General features: G+C 36.7%; 26 protein-coding genes, 1 pseudogene and 1 other annotated feature. Of the genes and pseudogenes, 15 read left to right on the forward strand and 12 right to left on the reverse strand.

The genetic code is table 11. From position 1 onward, the window contains the following. Positions 1-8: 8 nt before the first annotated feature. Complete coding sequence (gene rpsF, locus G8Y85_RS02385) at positions 9-305, reverse strand: 30S ribosomal protein S6 (RefSeq protein WP_037565086.1); 297 nt, start codon at positions 303-305, stop codon at positions 9-11. A 209-nt stretch (positions 306-514) separates the two neighbouring features. Here rpsF and G8Y85_RS02390 point away from each other — a divergent pair, with 209 nt between their 5' ends. Together G8Y85_RS02390 and G8Y85_RS02395 are read left to right on the forward strand one after the other, a co-directional pair. Continuing rightward, positions 515-1,150, forward strand: a complete 636-nt coding sequence (locus G8Y85_RS02390) for an NAD(P)-dependent oxidoreductase (RefSeq protein ID WP_107400971.1) — start codon at positions 515-517, stop codon at positions 1,148-1,150. Between the two features lie 391 nt (positions 1,151-1,541). Further along, on the forward strand, positions 1,542-1,763 hold the full coding sequence (locus G8Y85_RS02395; protein ID WP_103345228.1) for a hypothetical protein: 222 nt from the start codon (positions 1,542-1,544) through the stop codon (positions 1,761-1,763). A gap of 46 nt (positions 1,764-1,809) precedes the next feature. Here G8Y85_RS02395 and ychF read toward each other — a convergent pair whose 3' ends face one another. The 4 genes from ychF to G8Y85_RS02415 are packed head-to-tail and all read right to left on the reverse strand — an operon-like array spanning position 1,810 to position 4,903. Beyond that, positions 1,810-2,907, reverse strand: a complete 1,098-nt coding sequence (ychF, locus tag G8Y85_RS02400) for a redox-regulated ATPase YchF (protein WP_060552190.1) — start codon at positions 2,905-2,907, stop codon at positions 1,810-1,812. A 6-nt stretch (positions 2,908-2,913) separates the two neighbouring features. Further along, positions 2,914-3,120 (reverse strand): DUF951 domain-containing protein, encoded by a 207-nt coding sequence (locus tag G8Y85_RS02405; protein ID WP_037565097.1) that lies wholly within the window; start codon positions 3,118-3,120, stop codon positions 2,914-2,916. Between the two features lie 31 nt (positions 3,121-3,151). Beyond that, the gene (locus tag G8Y85_RS02410; RefSeq protein WP_037565100.1) at positions 3,152-4,042 is read right to left on the reverse strand and encodes a mechanosensitive ion channel family protein; all 891 of its coding nucleotides are present in this window, start codon (positions 4,040-4,042) and stop codon (positions 3,152-3,154) included. A 27-nt stretch (positions 4,043-4,069) separates the two neighbouring features. Next, positions 4,070-4,903, reverse strand: coding sequence for a ParB/RepB/Spo0J family partition protein (locus tag G8Y85_RS02415; protein WP_425338444.1), 834 nt, complete (start codon positions 4,901-4,903; stop codon positions 4,070-4,072). A 180-nt stretch (positions 4,904-5,083) separates the two neighbouring features. Continuing rightward, positions 5,084-5,376: a binding site (T-box leader), on the forward strand. 79 nt (positions 5,377-5,455) lie between these two features. On the opposite strand from G8Y85_RS02415, the gene G8Y85_RS02420 reads away from it, so the two are divergent. The 9 genes from G8Y85_RS02420 to G8Y85_RS02460 all read left to right on the forward strand — a co-directional run bounded on the left by G8Y85_RS02420 (position 5,456) and on the right by G8Y85_RS02460 (position 15,585). Continuing rightward, the gene (locus G8Y85_RS02420; protein ID WP_165805385.1) at positions 5,456-6,559 is read left to right on the forward strand and encodes an aminotransferase class I/II-fold pyridoxal phosphate-dependent enzyme; all 1,104 of its coding nucleotides are present in this window, start codon (positions 5,456-5,458) and stop codon (positions 6,557-6,559) included. Continuing rightward, on the forward strand, positions 6,556-7,731 hold the full coding sequence (gene metC / locus G8Y85_RS02425) for a cystathionine beta-lyase MetC (protein WP_107400974.1): 1,176 nt from the start codon (positions 6,556-6,558) through the stop codon (positions 7,729-7,731). The genes G8Y85_RS02420 and metC overlap by 4 nt, the downstream gene beginning before the upstream one ends. After that, entirely contained in the window at positions 7,685-9,526 is a 1,842-nt protein-coding gene (locus tag G8Y85_RS02430) for a bifunctional homocysteine S-methyltransferase/methylenetetrahydrofolate reductase (RefSeq protein WP_107400975.1), read from the forward strand. The genes metC and G8Y85_RS02430 overlap by 47 nt, the downstream gene beginning before the upstream one ends. Beyond that, positions 9,520-11,766 carry a 5-methyltetrahydropteroyltriglutamate--homocysteine S-methyltransferase gene (gene metE / locus G8Y85_RS02435; protein WP_165805396.1) on the forward strand — a complete coding sequence of 749 codons (2,247 nt, stop codon included), beginning with the start codon at positions 9,520-9,522 and terminating at the stop codon, positions 11,764-11,766. Before G8Y85_RS02430 ends, metE begins: the two co-directional genes overlap by 7 nt. Before the next feature lie 24 nt (positions 11,767-11,790). Continuing rightward, positions 11,791-12,534, forward strand: coding sequence for a cyclase family protein (locus G8Y85_RS02440; protein WP_165805386.1), 744 nt, complete (start codon positions 11,791-11,793; stop codon positions 12,532-12,534). 324 nt (positions 12,535-12,858) lie between these two features. Next, positions 12,859-13,086 carry a DUF3923 family protein gene (locus tag G8Y85_RS02445; protein WP_086375137.1) on the forward strand — a complete coding sequence of 76 codons (228 nt, stop codon included), beginning with the start codon at positions 12,859-12,861 and terminating at the stop codon, positions 13,084-13,086. A gap of 142 nt (positions 13,087-13,228) precedes the next feature. Next, the gene (locus tag G8Y85_RS02450; RefSeq protein WP_060552183.1) at positions 13,229-13,492 is read left to right on the forward strand and encodes a hypothetical protein; all 264 of its coding nucleotides are present in this window, start codon (positions 13,229-13,231) and stop codon (positions 13,490-13,492) included. Positions 13,493-13,497: 5 nt separating this feature from the next. After that, positions 13,498-14,112 carry a LysE/ArgO family amino acid transporter gene (locus G8Y85_RS02455; RefSeq protein ID WP_060552182.1) on the forward strand — a complete coding sequence of 205 codons (615 nt, stop codon included), beginning with the start codon at positions 13,498-13,500 and terminating at the stop codon, positions 14,110-14,112. Between the two features lie 258 nt (positions 14,113-14,370). Then, a complete protein-coding gene (locus G8Y85_RS02460) occupies positions 14,371-15,585 on the forward strand; it encodes a hypothetical protein (protein WP_060552181.1) in 1,215 nt (404 codons plus the stop codon). Positions 15,586-15,705: 120 nt separating this feature from the next. Here G8Y85_RS02460 and G8Y85_RS02465 read toward each other — a convergent pair whose 3' ends face one another. The 5 genes from G8Y85_RS02465 to G8Y85_RS02485 all read right to left on the reverse strand — a co-directional run bounded on the left by G8Y85_RS02465 (position 15,706) and on the right by G8Y85_RS02485 (position 19,933). Continuing rightward, on the reverse strand, positions 15,706-16,539 hold the full coding sequence (locus G8Y85_RS02465; RefSeq protein ID WP_107368501.1) for an urease accessory protein UreD: 834 nt from the start codon (positions 16,537-16,539) through the stop codon (positions 15,706-15,708). 1 nt (position 16,540) lies between these two features. Continuing rightward, positions 16,541-17,152 (reverse strand): urease accessory protein UreG, encoded by a 612-nt coding sequence (ureG, locus tag G8Y85_RS02470; RefSeq protein ID WP_165805387.1) that lies wholly within the window; start codon positions 17,150-17,152, stop codon positions 16,541-16,543. An 11-nt stretch (positions 17,153-17,163) separates the two neighbouring features. Continuing rightward, entirely contained in the window at positions 17,164-17,853 is a 690-nt protein-coding gene (locus G8Y85_RS02475) for an urease accessory protein UreF (RefSeq protein WP_107368500.1), read from the reverse strand. Further along, on the reverse strand, positions 17,846-18,298 hold the full coding sequence (gene ureE, locus G8Y85_RS02480; RefSeq protein WP_060552178.1) for an urease accessory protein UreE: 453 nt from the start codon (positions 18,296-18,298) through the stop codon (positions 17,846-17,848). The genes G8Y85_RS02475 and ureE overlap by 8 nt, the downstream gene beginning before the upstream one ends. A 177-nt stretch (positions 18,299-18,475) precedes the next feature. After that, the gene (locus tag G8Y85_RS02485) at positions 18,476-19,933 is read right to left on the reverse strand and encodes a carbon starvation CstA family protein (protein WP_107368499.1); all 1,458 of its coding nucleotides are present in this window, start codon (positions 19,931-19,933) and stop codon (positions 18,476-18,478) included. A gap of 429 nt (positions 19,934-20,362) precedes the next feature. Between G8Y85_RS02485 and G8Y85_RS02490 the strand changes: the two genes are divergently transcribed. Both G8Y85_RS02490 and G8Y85_RS02495 read left to right on the forward strand, forming a co-directional pair. Continuing rightward, a complete protein-coding gene (locus G8Y85_RS02490) occupies positions 20,363-20,878 on the forward strand; it encodes a YceI family protein (RefSeq protein WP_060552176.1) in 516 nt (171 codons plus the stop codon). A 241-nt stretch (positions 20,879-21,119) separates the two neighbouring features. After that, positions 21,120-22,049, forward strand: a pseudogene (locus G8Y85_RS02495) (DUF5996 family protein). A gap of 258 nt (positions 22,050-22,307) precedes the next feature. Here the strand turns inward: G8Y85_RS02495 and G8Y85_RS02500 are convergent. Together G8Y85_RS02500 and G8Y85_RS02505 are read right to left on the reverse strand one after the other, a co-directional pair. Continuing rightward, complete coding sequence (locus tag G8Y85_RS02500) at positions 22,308-22,703, reverse strand: hypothetical protein (RefSeq protein ID WP_060552175.1); 396 nt, start codon at positions 22,701-22,703, stop codon at positions 22,308-22,310. A gap of 164 nt (positions 22,704-22,867) precedes the next feature. Beyond that, positions 22,868-23,785 carry a M23 family metallopeptidase gene (locus G8Y85_RS02505; protein ID WP_165805388.1) on the reverse strand — a complete coding sequence of 306 codons (918 nt, stop codon included), beginning with the start codon at positions 23,783-23,785 and terminating at the stop codon, positions 22,868-22,870. Positions 23,786-24,061: 276 nt separating this feature from the next. Between G8Y85_RS02505 and G8Y85_RS02510 the strand changes: the two genes are divergently transcribed. Further along, positions 24,062-24,490, forward strand: coding sequence for a MarR family winged helix-turn-helix transcriptional regulator (locus G8Y85_RS02510; RefSeq protein ID WP_037565140.1), 429 nt, complete (start codon positions 24,062-24,064; stop codon positions 24,488-24,490). A 75-nt stretch (positions 24,491-24,565) separates the two neighbouring features. Then, on the forward strand, positions 24,566-25,525 hold the full coding sequence (gene mhqE / locus G8Y85_RS02515; RefSeq protein ID WP_107396919.1) for a ring-cleaving dioxygenase MhqE: 960 nt from the start codon (positions 24,566-24,568) through the stop codon (positions 25,523-25,525). Positions 25,526-25,548 lie beyond the last annotated feature (23 nt).

A 25,548-nucleotide genomic window follows, 5' to 3' on the forward strand; every position in this document is an offset into this window, starting at 1 on the left:
CTATTCTATTACTTGTCTTCGTCTTCACGTACAACAATGTAACGAATGATATCATCATTGATTTTTGCTAAACGTTGGAATTCATCAGTAGCAACGTTGTTTTCAGATTGGATACGTACGATGTAGTAGTAACCATCTTTGAAGTCTTCGATTTCGTAAGCTAAGCGGCGTTTACCCCAGTCCTTAGTTTCTAATACCTCAGAGCCTTCAGAAGCTAAAATTCCGTTGAAACGTTCAACAACAGCTTTTCTTGCATCCTCTTCAATGTTTGGACGCACGATGTACATTACTTCATATTTTCTCATTGTATATTTGCACCTCCTTGTGGTCTATGCGGCTTAACGATCTCAATCGTTAAGCAAGGAATAATTTTCATTACTCACATTCAAGTATTTTACCATACCCAATTACTTTTTACAATTGGAATTTGAAGGAATATTTTATAAGCAATGCGTTGGATATTTATGATTGCATTAAGTATAATAATTATACTACTAAAATGGAGGTTTTATCTATGAAAATCGGTATTATTGCAGCGACTGGTAAGACAGGGCAGCTCATTTTAAAAGAAGCGCTTAATGAAAAATTAGACGTCACAGCAATTGTGCGTAATGCATCAAAAGTAACTGAGGATGTACCCATTTTAGAAAAAGATGCATTGACGTTAACGCGTGAGGATTTGACGCAATTTGATGTTGTTGTCAATGCATTTGCTGCACCGATGGATGATTTACAGCAACATGTTGAGCTTGGACGGAAGTTAATTGAAGCTTTAGAAGGTACAAACACGCGTCTCATCGTTGTAGGAGGTGCCGGCAGTCTCTATGCTGATGACTCAAAAACTCAAAAATTAACAGATACGTCAATGGTGCCAGAATTTGCGTTACCTATTGCGAAAGCTCAAAACCAAAACTTTGAAGATATTAAAGCAACTTCGAAGTTAAAATGGACTTTTGTTAGTCCTTCTGCTTTTTATGATCCTGTAGGACCACGCACAGGCAATTATCGTGTCGGACAAAATGTTGTATTGATGAATTCAGAAGGCGAAAGTTATGTGAGTTATCCGGATTATGCCCTTGCTATAGTGAAGGAAATTCAAAATGCAGACTTCGTTAACCAACACATTACCGTTGTAAGTGAAAAAGCATAATTATATGATTGACAAAACAAAGGGGCTGAGACATAAATCATTAAACCTATGATTGTCCCTAACACCTCGCTTTTCTAGGTGCCATACCTCAAAATGGATTTTCGGATTCGGCTTTATACCTCAGAAGTCTCGACTAAGGGATCAATCACAATTCATCATAGTGTGCATCACTATGACTAAATCGAGTTATATAGATAAATAATAGCTAACAAAGTTCATCTATAAATGAATTTTGTTGGCTTATTTTTAATTAACAGGTGTACTATGTCCCAGCATCTTTTTTATACGATTTAACGTAAAATGCGTTTAAATGACATACTTTAAGTAAATATGTATGATAGAACAATCAAAACGGGTATATATACATGTCACATAAAAGGGAGTGTCATCAATGAGTGTTGAGCTAAAAGTTAAAAGTAGAAAGTTTGAAAAAAGCCTTAGCCATCCAGAAGGTCGACCGTCTGTATTTTGTCCGAATTGTGGTGAAGAAGTACTGATTACGTTAGATTCAGAACCTAACAAATGCCCTGGATGTAAAAGTAAGATATCGCTAAAAATCAAACGTAGATTTAATCCATTTTTACTCCGTCGTCGTAAGACCGTGCGTTTATAAATAAACATCCATTTCGAACATATCTTCGAAATGGATGTTTTTATTATTATACATTAAATCTGAAATGAACAACGTCGCCGTCTTTCATAATATATTCTTTACCTTCAAGGCGCATTTTACCTGCTTCTTTCGCACCTTGTTCGCCATTATTCGTAACAAAGTCCTCATATCCTGTCACTTCTGCACGGATGAAACCACGCTCAAAGTCTGTGTGGATGATACCTGCACATTGTGGTGCTGTCATACCTTCTTTAAACGTCCATGCACGTACTTCTTGTACACCAGCTGTAAAGTAAGTGGCAAGACCTAATAATTCATACGCTTTACGAATTAAAATGTGAAGTCCTGGTTCTTCAATACCTAAATCTTCTAAGAACATTTCACGATCTTCATCGTCTAATGTTGCAATTTCTTCTTCGATTTTCGCACTAATCACGATGACTTCTGAACCTTCTTGGGCAGCATAATCGCGAATCGCTTGTACTTTTTCGTTGTCCTCATCATTAATTTCATCTTCACCAACGTTTGCGATGTATAACATTTTTTTAGCTGTAAGGAGTTGTGCTTGGTTCACATATTTTTGATCTTCTTCATTAAAATCAATGCTACGTACAGGTTGCCCGTTTTCAAGAACTTCTTTAATTTGTGACAAAATACGTACTTCATTTAATGCTGTTTTATCTTTTTGTTTCGCTAATTTTTCTAATCGTGGTAAGCGTTTTTCAACAGATTCTAAATCTGCTAGAACAAGCTCCATATTAATGACTTCAATATCATCAATTGGGTTAACACGGCCAGCGACGTGCGTCACATTTTCATCATCAAACGCACGAACCACTTGGCAAATCGCATCTACTTCACGAATATGTGATAAGAACTTATTTCCTAGGCCTTCACCTTTAGACGCACCTTTTACAATCCCAGCAATATCTGTAAATTCAAACGTTGTCGGAATCGTTTTTTTCGGGTTAACGATGCGTGCTAATTCTGATAAACGTGTATCAGGTACTTCTACAATCCCTACGTTTGGATCGATAGTTGCGAATGGATAGTTCGCCGCAAGCGCACCCGCTTTTGTAATTGCATTAAAAAGTGTAGACTTCCCTACGTTTGGCAAGCCAACAATTCCAGCTGTTAAAGCCATATTTCATTACTCCTTCTCATCTTGACTCGCTTTTTCGAGTACTTTTTTTAATTTTTTATTAAACGTCTGACGTGGCAACATGATACTTCGTTGGCAAGCGGTACACTTAATTCTTATATCTGCACCCATACGAATGATTTTAAATCGATTGGCACCACATGCATGTTGTTTCTTCATTTCTACTATATCATTGATTTCATATTTTGAAGACATCGATCTACTCCTCATCCTAATTTATTCATCATCACGGTTTCGGTTGCGTCATGTTTTTATACATTTGTGCTAAATTTGGGACAGGTGCTTCAATATTTTCAGATTGTAAAAACCCTCTAATTTCTCGACGTAAAATACGCGCACCTTTAAAATTTTCACCTGGCGACGTTTCGGCAGACACACGTAATGTCACTTGGTACGTTTCAATAGAATCCACACCTAATACTTGCGGCACATCTATAAAAATACCATATTTTTTTGGAATTGATTTTAAAAATACGCCCAATTTTTGTTCAACCAATTCAATATTTTCACTGGTCGAAATGGGAATATCGACCAGTGCCACCCCATTGGTTACGGAGAAGTTGGTGACTTCACTCATCGTACCATTTGGAATCGTGGATAATTCACCTGTAATCGACATAATGCGTGTAGAGCGTAGCCCAATGGATTTAACAGTTCCTTCAGCAATCGGTGAGCTATTATTTTTAATACTGACGTAATCGCCGACATCAAATTGATTTTCAAAAATGATAAAGAATCCAGTGATAATATCTTTAACTAGCGTCTGAGCACCAAAACCAATCGCAAGACCTACAACCCCTGCTCCGGCGAGAATACTTTCAACACTAATACCAAATTTACTTAAAATCGTTGTTCCCGTAATAAACCATACGATATAACCAACGACATTTTGCACAAGTGTAATTAATGTTTTAGACCGTTTTGCACGCGGAGTCTTTTTAGATTTGTTATTCACTTTGAAAAATTGTGCAATGACTTTATTTAAAATTCGCGTCACAATAAATGCTGCGAGTACGTATATCAGCACAATGATTAATTTCGTTAAAAGATTGGAATACGTTTCAGGCTCTAATAAAGGTTGAATCATATTTTTTAGTATACTCTCGAGCTGTTTCATGTAAATGTCCTTTCTTTTTAAGTCATATTAAATGTCTTTTTTCAATAATTGTATGAGGCGACGATAATCTTGTTCTGAATAAAACTCTAATGTAATTTTACCCGTTGTACCAGAAGTCGAGACATCCACCTTTGTGCCATATTGAACAGCTAGCTGTTGTTCATGTTGTTTGATTATTGAAGGTTTCGCTTTTTTTGACGCATTTAGACTCCCGGATGTCTTCTTTTTAACATTTGGTTTTTTTTCAGCAATTTTTGCCTCTAATGTGCGCACACTCCAAGATTCTTGAATTACTTTTTGCGCATATTGTTGCATTAATGAGGCATCTTTAAGTGCTAACAATGTCCGTCCGTGACCTCCTGACAATTGACCTTCTCGAATCAAAGTTCTGATTTTAACAGGCAATTGTAGTAAGCGCAACATATTTGCAATATAAGGTCGTGATTTCCCAAGGCGTTCTGCAACTTGTTGTTGGGTAAGACCTAATGCCTCCATCAGTTGTTGATAACTCTCTGCTTCTTCCAGAGGGTTTAAATCTTCACGTTGTAGATTCTCAATAATTGCGAGCTCACGCATACGTGAATCGTCCATCGTTTTAATTATAGCTGGCACTGTTTGAAGGCCTGCACGTTCAGAAGCACGGAACCTACGTTCACCTGCTACGATGTAATACCCCTTTACGGAGGGTGTGACGACAATGGGCTGAAGTACACCGTGTTGCTGTATAGACGTTGCTAACTCTGCTAACTTGTCTTGATCAAAATGTTGTCGTGGTTGATATGGATTGGGACGGATTTCTTCAAGATTCAGTTGCACTATATTTTCTGAAAGTGGCATATCGTGTAAATCTGCCATCCACATCCCTCTTTTCAAAAATTTTTACGTTTTTTATTGTACTGTTTGATGCCTTGATATACAAGACTTTCACAAAATTACAAGACACTTAAAATAGTGTGTTAAATCATAATTTTCTGAAAAATATGTTGACATATAAATAATTGCCATGCTAAAGTGTGACTATCCAATTACAACCGCATGATTTTAAACACGATAAAAAGGAAAGTAGAACTTACACTGCTTTTACAGAGAGTCTTCATTTGCTGAGAGAAGATATTGAAAGAAAGTTTGAAAATGGCCTTGGAGTGTTGGCGCCGATATGAGGTGTCACCGGGTTCGCCCGTTATAGCGATACAGTATTAACATGTTTTAATGGCGTACTGGAATTGTTCCACACTTCTATGTACCTTTTATTAACATGGCGTACTGGAAGAGGCTACTTCAGTGATGGCGTAGCAAATTAAGGTGGTACCACGAATAAAGCTTTCGTCCTTTATTTCCGATTTACAAATCGGGTGTAAAGGATGGAAGCTTTTTTGTTTGTTAATTTTAAAACGATAGAGGAGGTTAAACCATATGAAAGATACAGAACTCGCGCAAATTGCATTGACTGAAGATACGACAGGTGCTGTAGCAAATCCCATTTATTTATCTACTGCTTATCAGCACCAAGGTTTGGGTCTCTCTACGGGCTATGACTATACACGTACAAAAAATCCTACACGTCATGCTTTTGAAACTGCGTTTGCGAAACTTGAAGGCGGAGTAGCCTCCTTTGCAACTGCGAGTGGGATGGCAAGCGTACAACTAGTCTGTAGCCTTTTTAAACCAGGAGATGAAATCCTTGTCTCCTATGATTTATACGGTGGGACGTTTAGGCTGTTTCAATATTACGAAGAGCAATACGGCGTTCATTTTAAATATGTGCATTTTGAAGATGTTACGCATGTACAACAACAGATTTCATCCCATACGAAAGCATTTTTTATTGAACCAATTTCCAATCCATTAATGATCGAAATAGACCTTGAACCATACTACAAGTTAGCCAAACAACATGGACTTATCACGATTATAGACAATACATTTTTAACCCCTTATTTATCAACGCCATTAAATGACGGCGCAGATATCGTATTACACTCCGCCACAAAATATATCGGTGGACATAATGATGTGTTAGCTGGCGTTGTTACTGTTAAAGATCCTGATTTGGTCAATCAGTTTGCGCTCCTTCACAACATGATTGGTGCTACATTGTCACCATTTGACAGCTACTTATTACAACGTGGTTTAAAGACATTACATTTACGGGTCACACGCGCTCAAGAAAATGCGCAACGTTTAGCCGCACGATGTAAACATTTAAAGGGCATTCAAGACGTCCTCTACAGTGGGCGTACGGGCATGTTAAGTTTACGTTTAGAACAAAACTATAGTGCGGAAAAATTACTCGATCATATTCATGTTTCTCGATTTGCAGAAAGTTTAGGTGGAACGGAAACGTTTATCACTTTTCCTTACACGCAAACACATGTGGATATGCCGGACGCTGAAAAAGATGCACGTGGTATCGATCAACATTTAATACGTTTGTCTTTAGGTATCGAAGCCTATGAAGATATTGAATCAGATTTTATACAGGCTTTAAATCAATCACGAGAAGGGGTGATACAATGACCCATTCCAAAACAACGCAACTTATTCATGACCACCATCGTGGCAAAACGTATCAAAGTGCGAATTTACCCTTGTATTATTCATCGACGTATCACCAACATACGCTAGGTGGAGAAACCACATATGATTATGCAAGAAGTGGTAATCCTAATCGAGAACTACTCGAAAGAAAACTCGCTGAACTCGAAAACGGTACACATGGCTTTGCATTTAACTCAGGTATTAGTGCGATTACGAGTGTTTTTCTTACTTTAAAAGCAGGTGATCATGTCCTATTGCCTGACGACGTCTACGGAGGCACCTTCCGATTAACAGAACAAATTTTAAGTAAATTCGATATTCAATTCACAACAGTCGACGCTGAAAAGACGGAAAATTTCGAAAAATATATTACACCTCGTACAAAATTGATTTATATTGAAACACCATCTAATCCATTATTTAAAATAACGGATATTCGAGCAGTAGCTAAAATTGCACAACGTCACAATCTTTTATTAGCTGTAGACAATACGTTTATGACACCGATGGCTCAAAATCCTTTAGATTTAGGCGCTGATATCGTGATTCATAGTGCTACGAAATTTCTGGGCGGTCATAGCGATTTAATTGCCGGTGCCGTTGTTACAAATCATGCTGCCTTTGCTGAAGCCATTTATTTAATACAAAACGGCACAGGTTCAGGTCTTTCTGTTTACGACAGTTGGACATTAACACAACACATTAAAACACTTGATGTGCGCTTTCGACACGCATCTAAAAGTGCACAACGTATCGTGCGATTTTTAGAACAACATCCGGCTATTGCTGACGTATATTACCCAGGTTATAGCCCCGTGCATCTTAACCAAGCTGAACATGGTGGTGCTGTATTTGGATTTAGACTTAAACATGAACATCTTGCACAAACTTTTGTCGATGCATTACACCTGCCGTTAGTGTCTGTAAGTTTGGGTGGCGTAGAAACGATACTATCACATCCCCACTCTATGTCCCATGCGGCCATACCTCAACACATTCGAGAAGCAAGGGGCATCACATTTGGATTATTTAGACTTAGCGTTGGATTAGAAGACACCGATACATTAATTAAAGACTTAGATGATGCATTAAAGGAGGTTTACGATGAGTCGCTTATTAAACACCCTAAAAGACAATATTCTAGTGGCTGATGGCGCAATGGGAACAATCCTTTACTCTGAAGGACTTGATACATGTCCAGAAGCTTACAATTTAACGCACCCAGAAAAAGTTGAACATATTCATCGTTCCTATATACAGGCTGGCGCTGACATTATTCAAACAAACACTTACGGTGCCAATTTTGAAAAATTAAAAGCGTTCGGTTTAGAACATAAAGTACGTGACATTCATGAAGCTGCCGTTGCCATCGCAAAGCGTGCATCTAAAGAAGATACGTTTATCCTTGGCACTGTGGGTGGCTTTCGCGGCATTAAACAAGGTGATTTCTCACTACCTGCCATTCAATATCATACTGAAATTCAAGTAGATAGTTTAGTACAAGGCGGTGTGGATGGACTTTTATTTGAAACGTACTACGATTTGGATGAACTGCTCACCGTTATTAAAGCGACGCGTAAAAAGTACAACATTCCAATCATTGCCCAATTAACCGCTTCGAATACAAATTATTTAAGAGATGGCACTGTGATTAATGATGCACTCGAACAAGTCATTCAGGCTGGGGCCAATATCGTCGGTTTAAATTGTCACCATGGACCGCACCATATGAAAAATACCTTTAGCCATATTGCCCTACCATCGCACGCGTATCTCTCCTGTTATCCAAATGCCAGCTTGTTGGACATTGAAAATAATAACTTTAAATACAGTAATAATGCGACGTACTTTGGAGAAGTCGCAGAACAATTGATTCAAGAAGGTGTTCGGATTATCGGCGGCTGTTGTGGGACCACGCCAGAACATATTCATCATATTAAAACGTCCGTGCAAGGGTTAAAACCGATTAAACATAAAAAAGTGATACCCATTCATAAGAAACAAGAGAGTACGCAACATCCGTCATCAAAACTTAATTTAAAAGAACGCGTGACCAGACAACCTACCATTATTGTTGAGTTGGACACACCAAAACACCTTGATACCGGGCGTTTTTTTAAAAATATCGAAGCGCTGGATCGCGCCAATATTGACGCCGTAACGCTAGCAGATAATTCACTCGCTACGGTCCGCATTTCCAACGTGGCCGCAGCAAGTTTAATCAAACAAAAGTATCATATTGAGCCACTTGTTCACATTACTTGTCGTGATCGTAATCTCATCGGTTTACAATCACATCTTCTTGGCTTATCACTACTCGGTATTAACGAAATTTTAGCCATAACTGGAGACCCTTCAAAAGTAGGCCATCTCCCAGGTGCGACGAATGTTTATGATGTGAACTCTAAAGGATTAACAGAACTTGCCTTACGCTTTAATGAAGGTATTAACACAGACGGTGATGCGCTGAAGAGACGTACCAATTTCAACATCGCTGGTGGTTTTGACCCTCATGTCAGAAATATTGATGCAGCTGTCCGAAAACTCGAAACTAAAATTGAAAGTGGCATGCATTATTTCATTACGCAACCCGTATTTACTAAAGAAAAAATTGTTGAAATTTATGAAGCAACGAAACATCTCAACGTGCCTTTATTTATAGGTATTATGCCTATCACGAGTTATAACAATGCGCTATTTCTTCATAACGAAGTGCCAGGCATCAAAATGACTGACGATGTATTAGCACGCTTCAAAGCTGTTGCAGGTGATAAAACGGCGACATACGAACTTTCTATTTCCATTTGTAAATCATTAATTGATACCGTACATCAATACTTTAATGGTTTATATCTCATTACACCGTTCGAACGTGTCGACTATTCTTTAGAACTTGCAGCTTACTCAAAATCAATCACATCAACCAATCAGGAGGTTATATTATGACAATTAAAACAACTAACTTAGGATTCCCAAGACTTGGACGTAAACGTGAATGGAAAAAAGCGATTGAAAACTACTGGAATCAAGCGATTACGAAAGCAGAATTAGATGAAACGTTACTCAATTTACACCGTGAAAATTTATTACTTCAAAAAAATCATCATTTAGATAGTGTACCAGTCGGTGACTTTTCACTTTATGACCATATTCTAGATACATCTTTACTTTTTAATATTATCCCTGAACGTTTCCAAGGACGTGAGGTTGATGATGATTTACTTTTTGATATTGCACGTGGTAATAAAGAACACGTCGCAAGTGCACTCATTAAATGGTTTAATACAAACTATCACTATATTGTACCTGAATGGGACAATGTCACACCTAAATTAGGACGTCATATCATTTTAGAACGCTTTAACTATGCGAAATCGCTTAACATTAATGCGCACCCTGTGATTGTCGGACCTATTACTTTCGTCAAATTATCAAAAGGCGGCGATCAATCACTTGAAGAAAAAGTACGTACCCTACTTCCACTATATATCGAAGCTTTCGAAGCTTTAATTCAAGCAGGTGCGGAATTGATTCAAGTTGATGAGCCCGTGTTAGTCACAGATGATGGTGAAGATTTAGAGGCCATTACACGTGAGGCGTATGAGGCTTTTGCAGGGGCTGAAGTGGCTCAAAAATTAATCATTCAAACGTATTTCGAACGCGCTAACGTCAAATTCTTAAGCAGTCTTCCTGTAAAAGGATTTGGTTTAGATTTTGTACATGACCGTGGAGAAAACTTGAAACAAATTAAAAACGGTAACTTCGATGCATCTAAAACATTATTCGCTGGTATCATTGACGGTCGTAATGTATGGGCAGCCGATGTTCAAGCTAAAAAAGCGCTCATCGAAACATTAGCCACTTATACAGATGATCTTTATATCAACCCTTCATCATCATTGCTTCACGTTCCAGTATCATTAGATGATGAAACATTGGATGAAACAGTACGTGATGGTTTAAGTTTTGCGACAGAAAAATTGGAAGAATTGGATGCGTTAAAACGTGCAATTAATGATGGAAATACTGAAAAACTAGACGCATTACAAGCACAATATGAGCGTTTCCAAAATCAAGATTTCAAAAACTTAACGTATGATTTTGACAGTGTGCGGGCTTCACGTGAATCTAAATTTGAAACACGTAAAGTATTGCAACAAGAACGTTTAAATTTACCTGATTTACCTACAACGACGATTGGATCATTTCCACAATCTCGAGAAGTACGAAAAAAACGTGCGGATTGGAAAAACAATCGTATTTCAAATGAGGAATATGAAACATTCTTAAAAGCGGAAATTGGACGTTGGATTGAGATTCAAGAAGATATTGGCTTAGACGTTTTTGTCCATGGTGAATTCGAACGTAACGACATGGTTGAATTCTTTGGTGAAAAACTTCAAGGATTTTTAGTAACAAAATTCGGTTGGGTGCAGTCTTATGGTTCTCGTGCGGTGAAACCACCGATTATATATGGTGATGTGAAATGGACAGCACCGCTAACAGTCAAAGAAACTGTTTATGCACAAAGCTTAACAGACAAACCTGTCAAAGGTATGCTTACAGGTCCTGTAACGATTTTAAACTGGTCATTTGAACGTGTAGACTTACCGCGAGAAGAGGTACAAAATCAAATCGCTTTAGCTATTAATGAGGAAGTGTTGGCGCTCGAGGAAGCTGGTATCAAAGTCATTCAAGTGGATGAACCTGCATTACGTGAAGGCTTACCACTGCGTAAAGCCTATCATGAAGATTATTTACGTAAAGCCGTGCATAGCTTCAAACTGGCGACATCATCAGTGGCGGATCATACACAAATCCACACACATATGTGCTACTCACAATTTGGTCAAATCATTCATGCGATTCATGAACTTGATGCGGATGTTATTTCTATTGAAACATCACGTAGTCATGGCGATTTAATCAAAGACTTTGAAGATATCAATTATGATTTAGGTATCGGCTTAGGCGTATACGATATTCATAGTCCGCGTATTCCTACTGAAGATGAAATAACGACAGCCATTCAAAGAGGCTTACAACAAATTGACCGCTCACTCTTCTGGGTGAATCCAGACTGTGGTTTGAAAACGCGTAAAGAAGCAGAAGTGAAAGACGCTTTAAACGTTCTCGTGAACAGCGCGAAAAAACTACGTCAACATACGACAACACCGACAGCATAATCACTTTTAGAAAGGATGATAGCCATGTCCTATCCATTATGGCAACAACTGGATCATTTAAAGTCCCTGACATGGGTGGATTTAACACATACCTTCAACGCACACTCCCCTCACTTTAGTGCGTTTGAAAGTGCTCAAATTGACACCCCATTCACTGTTCTAAAAGATGGATTTTTCGTTCAACAGTGGCAGCTTGTGACACAATACGGCACCCATATTGATGCCCCTATTCACTTTGTAGATCACACACGGTACTTACATGAATTAGCGCTTAAAGAATTGGTACTCCCGTTAATTGTGCTCGATTTTTCTAAAGAAGTAGCGGAAAATGCTGACTTTGTACTTACACGTGAACACATTGAACAGTGGGAAGCACAAAACGGGACGATTGAACCTGACACGTTCATCGCCTTTCGAAGTGATTGGTCGAAAAGTTGGCCTCATACGGATCAATTTGAAAATAAAGATGCTGAAGGCCTTCAACATCTTCCCGGTTGGGGGCTTGATGCTTTAAAATTTTTAATCGAAACACGTCACGTAAAAGCCATTGGTCATGAAACATTTGATACCGATGCTTCTGTTGATATTCGAAAACATGGTGATATCGTAGGTGAACGTTATGTTTTAGGTCAAGATACGTATCAAATTGAGCTTTTAAACAATTTAGATCAACTTCCTACACGTGGCGCAATCATTTATCACATCCCGCCAAAACCTGATCAAGCTCCTGGATTTCCTGTGCGTAGTTTTGCGATACTTCCAGAATAAAAATTGATAATTTATCTGAGGTGGGACATAGTACACCTGTTAATTAAAAATATGCCAACAAAATTCATTGATACATGAAATTTGTTGGCTATTATTTATCTATATTATTAAATTTAGTCTTAATGATACACATTTTGATGAATTGTGATTGATTCCTTAGACGCGATTTCTGAGGTATAAAGCCGAATCCGAAAATCCTTTTTGAGGTAAAGCGCCTAGAAAAGCGAGGTGTTAGGGACAATTATAAATTGAAAACCTTTACGTCCTATCCATCATTTTTATGTTATTATATTTAATAATAAATAATTTTTATAGGAGGACGTTATGTTGAGAGCATCGTGGATATTGTGGAGCATCGTAACAGCTTTTTGGTTTATTTTATATTTAAGTGTATCGGCTTTTTTATGGTTACGTGAAGTTGACGGTACCGGTACAGTTCAAACGCCAGAATTAAAACTGATTTCCATCGGTGTATGGAGTGCATTTTTTATCATTCCATGTTGCATTCAAATCACATGGTTCATTTTCAATCTGATTAAATCTAAAAAATAGTCGTTATACCGCTAATATAACACCAAGCAAAAATTGCATTATTTCGTATTCAAAAGTTCACATATATCAATGTTAATCATGACGTCATGTTTTTAAATGATGCATCAACATCAATGTCATACTTATCTTAGGGGGGATGTTTATGAAAATATCGTGGATTATATGGTGGATTTTTAATGCCTTTTGGTTATTATTACTCTTAATATTTGGCATAATTTTGATATTAGCTGTGTTTGTACCCACTCATCTAATTAATTTTGGCGCGATACATATTTATATCGTTATCATCTTGATTGTGCTGTCAAAACTCATTATTCCATTCATCATTCATATTGTGTGGTTAATCGTTAATATTACATTAACAATCAAAGAACGTAATAAACCGAAATATCAAGAGAAAGTGTGATTAAAATGTTGCAAGCAGTGTTACATGGCATTTTACTTGCTTTAGGCTTGATTTTACCGTTAGGTGCTCAAAATGTCTTTGTTTTTAATCAAGGGGCGAATCACAAAAATTGGGTGCGTACCCTACCTGTCATCGTGACTGCAGGCTTATGTGATACGTTATTAATTTTACTTGCGGTTTTAGGCGTCTCTTTAGTGTTGATGTCTTTACCTACGCTTCAATTGGTCATTTATATCATTGGTTTCATTTTTTTACTTTATATGGCCTGGTCATTATGGCGTGAAAAGCCTGCGTCAATAGAAAAGCAGACACAAATGTCGGCTAAGAAACAAATTGGCTTTGCCCTCTCAGTTTCACTGTTAAATCCGCATGCGATTATGGATACCATAGGCGTTATCGGGACAAGTGCAGCGCTTTATACAGGAAGTGAAAAAGTCATCTTTACGCTAGCAACGATTACTGTGTCATGGTTATGGTTTATCACGTTAGCCCTATTGGGACGTTTTGTAGGTCATGTCGATCGTACGGGTAAATTTATTATTATATTAAACAAATGCTCAAGTATCATTATCATTGTCGTAGCAATCATCATCCTTAAAAACATACTTCAACTTTTATAATTCTACTTATATTTAACTTTCTAAAGAGGTGTTCAATATCACCTCTCTTTTTTTTCGACATCCATATAAATGTTATCTCATTAAATGTACTTTAACTTAATAGATTTAGAGAATGTTATTTTTGTAATTTTAAAAACAATAATAACTTATATTATTTAATGTATATATACCAACCTAAATTTTATCATTTTATGTTATGATTACCACAATACAATTTTTATTGATATTTAAAAACTTTAAAAAAGGGTGGGAGCACAGATGGATTTCATTAAAAAGTACAAATGGTTTATTATCAGTGGTATAGTGGCGTTAGCTATCATTATTTTACTCACATTCGTATTCATTAAAAATAAGAAAGTAAATGTAGAAGATGATGTCAAAGTCGAATTTTCAGGATACAACGGATCAGGTTATGCACATATCTCTGATAAGTCCTTAGAAAAAATTACAAATAAACTTTTAGCTCAAGCATTAAGACAGGCAGATTTTAAAAATAAAGATGTCATTGAGATGATTGAAAAAGGTAATACAGATGACTTAGATAGCGAAAAATTCACTAAAGAAGAACAAGATCAATTGTTGAAAGCAGGAAAGATATTAGAAAGCTTTGACCTTGATATTGATAAAGAAGATAAATTATCAAATGGTGACAAAATTAAAGTCACGTTAAAAATTAAGAAAAACATGTCAAAAGAGTATCAACTAAAAGCAAAAGAATTCACTAAAGAATTTAAAGTGTCCGGTTTAAAAAATCCGAAATCTCTTGATGCAAAATCTTTATTTGAAGGCTTAAATCCAACATTTACTGGATTGAATGGTAGCGGGCAACTCCATCTTTTATATAAAGATGCACCTGAATCAATCAAAAAGCTATCTCTTTCAAGCTTTGAATTTACCGTCCCAAATAATGGAAAACTCAAAAACGGAGATAAAATTAAGTTAGAAGTACCTGAAGAAGTCGTCAAGCAAATTAATGACAGTGAATCCACGAACTTTAAGGGCAATACAACATATGAATTAGAAGTAAAAGATTTAAAAGACATTAATAAGCTGGAAAACGTGAGCGCTCTATTAGAAGACAACACTAAACTTATTAATGATCGCTTTAAAAGTTCAAGTTATTCAAAATCCTCTACCGAACAAATTGGTCAATACTTTAAAACGAGTAATAATTTAGATTCAGAATATGGCTTTGGTTCAAGTGATAGTGACAACACGTCTGAAAAAATCTCACCCGTGCGCGACATCGAAGACACTAGAGTGACGTTAATTACTGCAGTAAAAGTCACTGAAACAAGCAAATACTCTGACCCAGAGGTAAAATATGCGTACTCTGGTTACTCAAATTATCTTTTAGAAGGCAACCGATTAACCAAAGACGATACGACTAGAGAAATTGACGAATTAAATTCAGAAGAGGATTTGGAAGAATTTAATAATACGTTAGATAGCAATGGTTTCATCGCATTATAAATCATTTAAACAAGATGATATAACAAAAAGGGTGGCATATGAAATATGCGCACCCTTTTTTTAATATTTTAGAGTCAATTAAAGATGAGGTAACAACTTTTTAAGCGTATGCACCATTAATTAGTATTTCCGTAAAAATTGTGCATCTTCTTCATGATAGGTCGTCATCACAAATTGATGTACATCATGAATCACGCGATTAATGACATCCGTAGACTGTGCTAATATACGTACCGTTAGCCCATGTGTAGGCAATAATGTGACACCGACACGACATGTAAGATTAATGTGCTGAGTGACCACATCTTGAACCGCTTCAACACATTTTTGGTTCACGTGAGGACTCACATAAAAACATGTCCCTAGATGGGTAAAACCTTCCATATATCCGATATCAGATACTTTATTTTTATGAGTGTCTAACCGTAAATGATCATAAACAACCAATTGACCATCCACTTCAATTTCATTTAATAAATGTAAGTAGTCGTATTGAAACATACGCCCTTCTTTGTCATAACCCGGAGTCAGAATATCTGAATAAAACATTGTCGCATGCTTTGACAATTTAAAAACATTATGTTGGTAAAATTTAGCGTGTGTATAACCAATAATAGGATCTCCAATGTATTCCATAAAACTTTCATCCTCCAACATGAAAGTTTGGTATTGTTCCACACGATCTGCCAACGTTTTAAAGACAATGGTCGCCCCTTGATTTGTTAAAACAGCATGCGCATTTTTTTCAAAATGTATGCGCATCCGGTAGCGGTCACCATCGACAAAGCCACCACCTAATTGAATTAAAAACATAGTCGGATGCGGACTGCCGTTAAGATACGATGGACGTAATACTTTGAGCCCACCTTGAAAATACGTTTTACCATTTATCGTTTTGGACCCATCATGTTTAAATGTGAGATCCAGTTCCCCTGTCCAATCTGAAATGGCCATACTATGCTAATCCTTCAAGAAAAACGTCTTTACGAATCCACGCGATGACATCTTCTAAACCTTCATCTGTTTTTAAATTCGTAAATGTGAATGGGCGGTCTTTTCTAAACTTCGTCGTATCTTCAGCCATTTGATCTAAAGAGGCACCAACGTGCGGCGCAAGGTCTGTTTTATTGATAATAAAATAATCAGATTTTATCATCCCTTGCCCCCCTTTTCGAGGAATCTTCTCTCCTTGCGCAACATCAATGATATATATTGAAAAGTCCACAAGTTCTGGACTAAACGTTGCTGCTAAATTATCACCACCAGACTCAATAAACAACAATTCTATATCAGGATGTCGTTCCATTAATTCATCAATTGCCGCAAAATTCATAGAGGCATCTTCACGGATGGCAGTGTGCGGGCAGCCTCCGGTCTCAATGCCAATGATACGATCTTCAGGTAAAACACCTGTTGCGACAAGAATTTTTTCATCTTCTTTTGTATAAATATCATTTGTAATGACACCTATACTTTTATCCTTCGATAATTGTTTCACGACTTTCTCAATAAGTTGCGTTTTGCCTGCCCCAACAGGACCCCCAATACCAATTTTTACAGGTTTCATATTAAATCCTCCTACGAAATAAAGATTCTAACGTTCACATTTTCATGTTCTAATTGATTCATCTCAATGCCTGGTGCAGTAAGTCCAAAATTGGATGTTTCTTGATGCATAATAGACTTACGCGTTTCTGTAATAAAAGCCATCATATCCATAACAATTTTTTGTCCTTCTGTTTGTCCTAACGGAATGGCTCGCACCGCATTTTGCGTTAAACTTGAAATATTTTGGTATAAGAAATAATCGATAATTCGTTCTAAAGCAATACCTAAATGATGTCCTAATAATGTAAATACTACTGCAGGATGACCATGAAGCCGATATGCACTGACTTCTTTAAAATACCAATTTAACCATTGGTCATCATAAAGCGTATGTGCCAAGTGTGCCATACGTTTTCCCATTTGCTTTGTACCCACACGCGTTTCTCTAGGAATATTTTGTACAAACAATAATTGATCAATGCGTTTCATTTCTGCGATATCGTGATTTTCAACCGCTTCATACGTCATACGCATCGCTAAACCATCCGTATATGTTAACTGCTCTGTAAGAAACACTTCTAACCAGTTTTGAAACGATGCCGCATCGTCAACGTCATTCCGTTGAATGTAAGTTTCTAATCCATATGAATGACTAAATGCACCCGTTGGAAATTGTGAATCACAAAATTGAAAGAGCTTTAGTTCAGCTTGCTTAATCATGAGAATGTCCTATATGTTTAAAGGCTTGATTGACTTTACGTGCTTCACGTTCATAAGGAATGCCTAGACCTTTTAATAGGTCCTCAACTAAGTAATCATATTGAACGAGCATTTCCGTGTCAGTGAATTGTGCAGGTAAATGACGGTTACCTAATTGATGCGCAATGTCACCCATTTCTTTCAACGAGCGTGGCTTTATCGCGATAATATCTTCAGAATTAACATCTATAATAATCATATTGTTTTCATCACGATATAAAATATCTCCATATTGTAAATCGATGGGCTGATTTAGGCGAATGCCTATTTCTGTACCGTGATCCGTTGTGACACGTTGGATACGTTTAACGAGATCAGAATTTTCAAGATATACTTTTTCAATGTGCATTTGTTTTTCTTCTTGCGTTAAATTTGCAATATTACCTTGAATGGATTCTACTATCATGTGGTCATCTCCTTTTCTTCGACACTTATTTTAACATTTACAGATAGAAACGAATAATAAAACACTTTCGTAGAATAACAAATAAACAAAAAGGTAGTCTCAGGTCATACTAAAAAGAGCGTTGCCAGTAAATCTGACAACACCCTTTAAATTTCATTATTTTATTATCATACTATTTCAGATGCTGGGCACCTTTTTGTTTTTTACAGGATGATCTAATACAAAAGTGGCGCCAACCGTATTTTTACGATATTGGTAAATGAAATAGCCGAGCCATAACGCCGTACACCCTATTGCGATAACGTAGCTCAAATTAAGGTCCAAACCGAATCCTATTGGTTGACTTAAAATATAAGTGAACAAATTCCATGTCATGAACGTTGCTGGAACTGCCGCTACCCAAAAGTTTTTCTTCGCAATCAACAAATACATTGCACCTACCCATAATGCGACCGCTGCAGTCGTCTGATTAGCCCAAGAAAAATAGCGCCATAAAATCGTAAAATCGATTTGAGTCAGTAAAAAGCTTGCTACAAATAACGGAACAGCCACAAGAAATCGTTTGCCAATGGCCTTTTGTCCTAAATGAATATAATCTGCAATAATCATCCGTGCACTTCTAAATGATGTATCACCACTTGTAATCGGTAAAATAATGACACCTAAAATAGCAATTGTTCCAAACACTGAACCTAAAAGCATCGTCGCGACTTTACTTACTACAAGTGCCGCTTCACCTTGAGCCAATACGTTTTGTAAACCTCCGTAACTACCAAACAAGCTCATCGCTGCCGCTGCCCAAATCATTGCGATGATACCTTCTGCGATCATCATGCCGTAAAAAATCACACGCGCATTTTTCTCTTTATTCGTTGTACGTGAAATAATCGGTGACTGTGTCGCATGAAAACCTGATAACGCCCCACAAGTAATCGTAAAGAACAGTAGAGGGAATATCGGCGCATGGTCGGGATGCATATTTTGTAATGTTAGCTCAGGAATTGGCGAGCCAGTTTGAATTAATCTGAATCCTACGCCCACAGCACTAATGACAAGTAACGCCCCAAATACAGGATAAATACGTCCAATGATTTTATCGATTGGCAATACTGTCGATAAAATATAGTACACAAAAATCACGAAAATAATAAAGCCTAATGCTATGCGACCGTCCATTAAATTATGAAGTAACAAGGCAGGGCTCGTTACGAAAACCGTTCCTGTTAGCAAAAGTAACAATAATGTAAAGACATTGACCACATGTTTCATAGCTTGCCCTAAAAATTTCCCAGCAAGCTGTGGTAAATGTGCACCACGATTTCGAATAGAAATCATCCCTGTTAAATAATCATGGACCGCTCCAGCAAAAATACAACCAACTACAATCCATATAAAGGCAACCGGACCATAGAGTGCTCCCATAATCGGTCCAAAAATAGGTCCCACACCCGCAATATTAAGTAATTGTATAAGTGAATTAGAAGATGTTTTCATTGGGACATAATCGACATTATCGCGTTGGTCGTGTGCTGGTGTTGGTCGATCATATTTAGGACCAAACATGTGATCAATATATTTTCCATAAGTAAAATAGCCTAAAATCAACACAATGATACAAACAATAAACGTAATCATCGTACTCCCCCTTTTTCCCCTTAAATAATTTTGAAAACGCTTTCTTGTATTGTAAACGATATGCTGTTCATTCACAATATTGACACAAATTTAAATTCATAAAATGAAATGTCGCGCTTACGTGTTGACTGCTATTCAACCTTCGTCGGATTTTTTATCCCGAAGTTTTCTTATGGTATCTAAAGTAATAAAACGCGCTAAAACGACATTGACGACCCACAAATTTTTAAAGTATTGCTTTTCATCGTCTCATGAAACAGGATGTTTCAATATCGTATGACATAGGTAAACAGTTAATGTGAACATCATTAGAATTGTGCGATTATTGGATTTTATTTCGAATTTGAAATTTTTTGCTTGAAATGGTTTGAATTATGGTATATTATTTATACCATAAAGTAATAAAACATAACTAGGGGGCATTTTAAAATGGCAAAATATAATTTCGATCAAGTACACAGCACATTAGACTTTTCAATTAAACATTTAATGGTATCTAAAGTTAAAGGCACTTTTGATGATTATCATGTTGAGTTAACTGGTGATCTAAACGACCTTTCAACTGTAGAAGCAACAGTGAAAATTGATGTTGATTCAATTAATACAGGTAACAAAGATCGTGATAATCACTTAAAATCAGCTGATTTCTTCAATACAGATGAAAACAAAGAAATTACATTTAAAACGACTAAAATTACTGAAGATAGCGTAACTGGAGAATTAACAATTGCTGGCCAAACACATGAAGAAACATTTGATTTCGATTTTAATGGTATTAGTGTGAACCCTATGTCAGGTGGTAAAGTTACTGGTTTCTCTGTATCAGGTAAAATCAACCGTGAAAAATACGGCGTAGACTTCAACCAAGCTTTAGAAACAGGTGGCGTTATGATTGGTAAAGATGTAAAATTTGAAGCTGATGCTGAATTCTCTGTAGAAGAATAATACGATGCTTTATAATGCTTTTCACCTCAAAATTCATATAAAAATGGCCTTCAACGTGCACTTTTAAAGATGCACGCTGAAGGCTTTTATTATGCGTATTAAGCGCATTCAATTCAGATGCTGTGTTAATAACGAATATTAAACAATACCACACATTACAAAGCTTACATGTTTTTTTATGTATTTTTAAAAGCGGGTATAGTTCATTGAAAACGTTAAGGAGGTCATCCATATGCTTAAAATGAAAGCATGGCCAAAAGAACGTGACACACTTCAACGCATTGCTCAAATGCACGGCAAATATAAAATTGCGAGTGCCATTCAAGAACCCCAATCGGCACATATTATTTTAGACGTTACAACGACTGGCTTTTCAACAGGTCTATTATTCTATCATGATTGTACCTATACCATCCAAGTCGACTTACAAGCACATCGAATCAAAATTGTAACAGATCGCGGCCGCGCTGATTATCCGTTAAAAGATGGCACATCCATCCAAACCTATTACAACTGGATAACGCATACGTTAAAACAATTCGATATTGATGTTTCAATCTATCCTAAACCGCAATAAGTAGCGGATCTTACACTTTTTGATGAAGATACCGTTCATCATTATAATAAAAAAATAAGTTTAGAAGTTTTACAGTTAATGAAATTTGCATTACGTGCGTTAAGCCAATTTATTGCTCCATTTCGTGCGCGTAAAGTGAAGCCAGGCTTGTTTTGGAGGACATTTGATATATCCACGTTACTCAATTACAACGCTTTTCACGAAACATTTAAACCTTCACAAGTGATTGAATACGCAGCTTTTGATGAACATTTTATCGAATTTGGCTTTTGGTTTGGTGATGAAACATTTGAAGGTCCAACTTTCTTTATATTGCCATATCCATTTGTCGATGCATCGTTTACATTTGATCAACCTTTATTGGATTACGCGTATTTTGATACGTCATTAACAGAATTAATATATCCATTAGATGCTGTAACTCCAGAATCATTTTATGACTTACGAACATTTTTTAATCAAGGATTTCATATTTTTAAAGACCATTTGTCATGGCAACATTGTCAACATTATGAAGTACCACTAAAAATGCTACAAAATCAAATTGGAAAATCACCCATTAAAACACAGCGGTGTGTATTCCCTCATAGATGATGATAAAAAGAAGGCAGGACATAAATCATCTCATTTTGATTATTCCTAACACCTCGCTTTTCTAGGTGCTTCAGAAGTCTCGGCTAAGGAAGTAATCAAAGTAATACAAAAACCCCCTATAAAGTTTTCACTTTTTAAGTATCTACTTTATAGGGAGCAATATATGAATAAGTTTTGTTGGCTGTATTGATATACAGGATTGTTATGTCCACTCTCTTTACCCATATTAAATCAACGAAAACACTATTCATATTTATTTTATGCTTCTCCTTGTATATTTAAGCCATTTTTAACAACGCCTTCGTTTTGGACTGGCGCAATTTCTTTGCCGTACGTATATACATTGCCTTTAACATCTAAACCTTCTACTTGAGCACCGTCTAAAATACTAATGACAATCGCAGATAATTCTTTAATAACACCTTTTACTAATGATTCACCGGTGCCACCATACGTTTTCACATTTTCGTGTACCGTAATTTGATCCACAGGCTTACTGATCTGGATACCTACTGCACCATCACCATGTGTCTCAATGCGTTTTAAATGGAGTTCTTTGATCGTCCCCTCATAGTTATTAATACCTCGCGCACCTGTTCCTTTAGTCATAATTGTAGCTTGAATATCCAACAACTGAATATGTCCAAAATTCACAAAGCCGATTCCGCATTTTTCCTACTATAAAAATGATACCACCATTGCGCACCATTTAACCAATATTATGCTACAAAAGTATCCAGACATAACGTGCCGTGTTAAAACACGCTAATATAAAAAAGACGCGTATGTCTATCGTAGAGACACACCCGTCTTAATGGTTATTGATTTGCTAAATAATTGTCTGGGTTCACTGCATACTGATTTCCTATGCCACCTGACATACGTTGGAAATGTAAGTGTGGACCTGTAGAATTCCCAGTGCTACCTGATAAACCAATTTGTTGTCCTTTTTTAACAGTATCACCTGCTTGAACATTTAATTGATTCATATGCATGTACCATTGGTAATAATTACTGTTCGCTTCCTGAATGGTAATTTGGTTACCTCCACCGTAATTGCTCCAACCACTGTCAATAACTTTACCATCAGTAAATGAATACACTGGTGTATTTTCAGGCATACCGTAGTCTACCCCGTAGTGTGCCCCACCTGTCGTATACTGTCCATATGGTTGCCACTTCGGATACTTTTTAAGCCATCCCGACGCAGCTTGACTCGTGTTCGACGTACCGTCATGATTTTGCTGAGCATTGCCACCAGATTGTTGTTGAGACATGCCATAAGAAGCAGTTCTTCCACCTTGTGTACCGTTACCTGTTTGATCTGTCGCATTTACATGCCAATTTCCCTGAGACTGCGTGTACGCCTGTGACGCATTGTATTGTGATTGATTATTACGGTTTTGGGCTTGAATGGCTTCATGAGATTGACTAGGTGTGTCACTATTGTCATTTTGGAATGTTTGCGTGTAATACACATAGTGCATATGGCCGCTGGCATCAGTATAGGATGATTGATATAAACCTTGTTCAAACATTGACACATCCCAATTACCATCTATTGTATGATGATAATTACCGTGCGCATCTATCGTAATATAATCATTCGTTTCTTCTGAAAATGTTGTAGTATAAGCTGACGGTTGGATACCTTCTGACGCTTCGGCATCTCCATGCATGAGACCAAACGTCGCAAATCCAATAGTAGCGATTGTCGTAGCTGTTACTTTTTTCATATAAATCCTCCTAAAACTATTGCATTTTTAATGCTAACAGCATGGTAACATATTTATACCACCAAGCAAGGTTTGTTATTAATTTAAATTCATTTTGTAAAACAGTAGTAAACAAAAGCGTTTATTTAACAATTTAATAACATCGCATTTTCTATTTTGTAATGTCATTTCACACACAACTCAGCACATTATTTTGAAACTTTCCACTTTACAGAAATGATAGTATCGGTTATAATTATCTCGAATTCGAAATAATAAACAAAGAAGGTGTTGTCTTTGAATCGTACAGAGACGTCATTAAAAGTTTTTATTGGACTTAAACGCACAAACGACATGTTAGATAAGAAAATTCATAAAGACATCAAATCATATGGTTTAAATGTTACAGAATTTGCTGTATTAGAAGTGCTCTACAATCGTGGAGAACATACCATTCAACGCATTAAAGAGCGCATTTTAATCGCAAGTAGTAGTACCACGTATGTCGTTACTAACTTAGAGAAAAAAGGATATATAAAGCGTCGTCAAGATCCAAAAGATAGACGTGTGAGTTATGCCTCACTTACTGATAAAGGACAAGCATTCATGGAAGAGATTTTTCCACAACATGCTGACGCTATTGCTTCAGTATTCTCAGATTTAACAGAAGAAGAACTTGAAAGTTTACAAAAAGTTCTAAAACGCATTAGTACACAAGCCGAGTAATATGGGCTCAGTGTACTTGATTTTTACATTAAAATTATTTCGAATTAGAAATATAATTAAGGGAGAGATTTGATTATGATTCAATTTCCATTAAAAGGTATTCATCATGTGACTGCAATGACAGATGATGCTGAACGTAACTACCACTTTTTTACAGATATTTTAGGCATGCGCCTTGTGAAAAAAACAGTCAATCAAGATGACATTTATACGTACCATACATTTTTTGCCGATGATGAAGGCAATGCAGGTACTGATATGACATTCTTTGATTTTCCTAACAATCCTAAAGGTCAAAAAGGAACGAATTCAATCAGCCGTCCTTCATTTCGTGTTCCTAATGATGCAGCACTCGAATACTATCAAGCACGTTTTGATGCATTTAATGTAAAACATGATGGTATTCAAGACTTATTCGGTAAAAAAGTGTTACCCTTTGAAGAAGAGGACGGTCAGACTTACCAATTGATTTCTGATGAAAATAATACAGGCGTCGCACCTGGTGTACCTTGGAAAAATGGACCTGTCCCAGAAGATAAAGCGATTTACGGATTAGGTCCAATTGAGATTACAATGAGTTATTACGACAAATTTAAACAAACCCTCATTGATCTTTATGGCATGACACCTATTTTAGAAACAGAAGATGTTTCGATTTTAGAAGTAGGTGAAGGTGGTAATGGGGGACAAGTGATTTTACGTAAAGATCAAGGTACGCAAGCACGTCAAGGCTACGGTGAAGTACACCACGTATCATTCCGTGTTGAAGATGATACCGCAATACAAGATTGGTTTGAACGTTATGAAGCATTAGGCGTTAGAAATTCAGGCATCATTGACCGCTTCTTCTTTAAAGCACTCTATGCACGCATTGGACATATCTTAATTGAACTTTCAACAGACGGTCCAGGTTTCATGGGAGATGAACCTTATGAAACATTAGGTGAATCACTATCTTTACCACCATTTTTAGAAAGCAAAAGAGACTTTATAGAATCTGAAATAAGACCATTTAATACAAAACGATCCCATTAATTCTCTATGTGGAGGTCTGATGA

Source organism: Staphylococcus sp. 11007852, from assembly GCF_011394325.1.
GTDB classification, from domain to species: domain Bacteria; phylum Bacillota; class Bacilli; order Staphylococcales; family Staphylococcaceae; genus Staphylococcus; species Staphylococcus agnetis.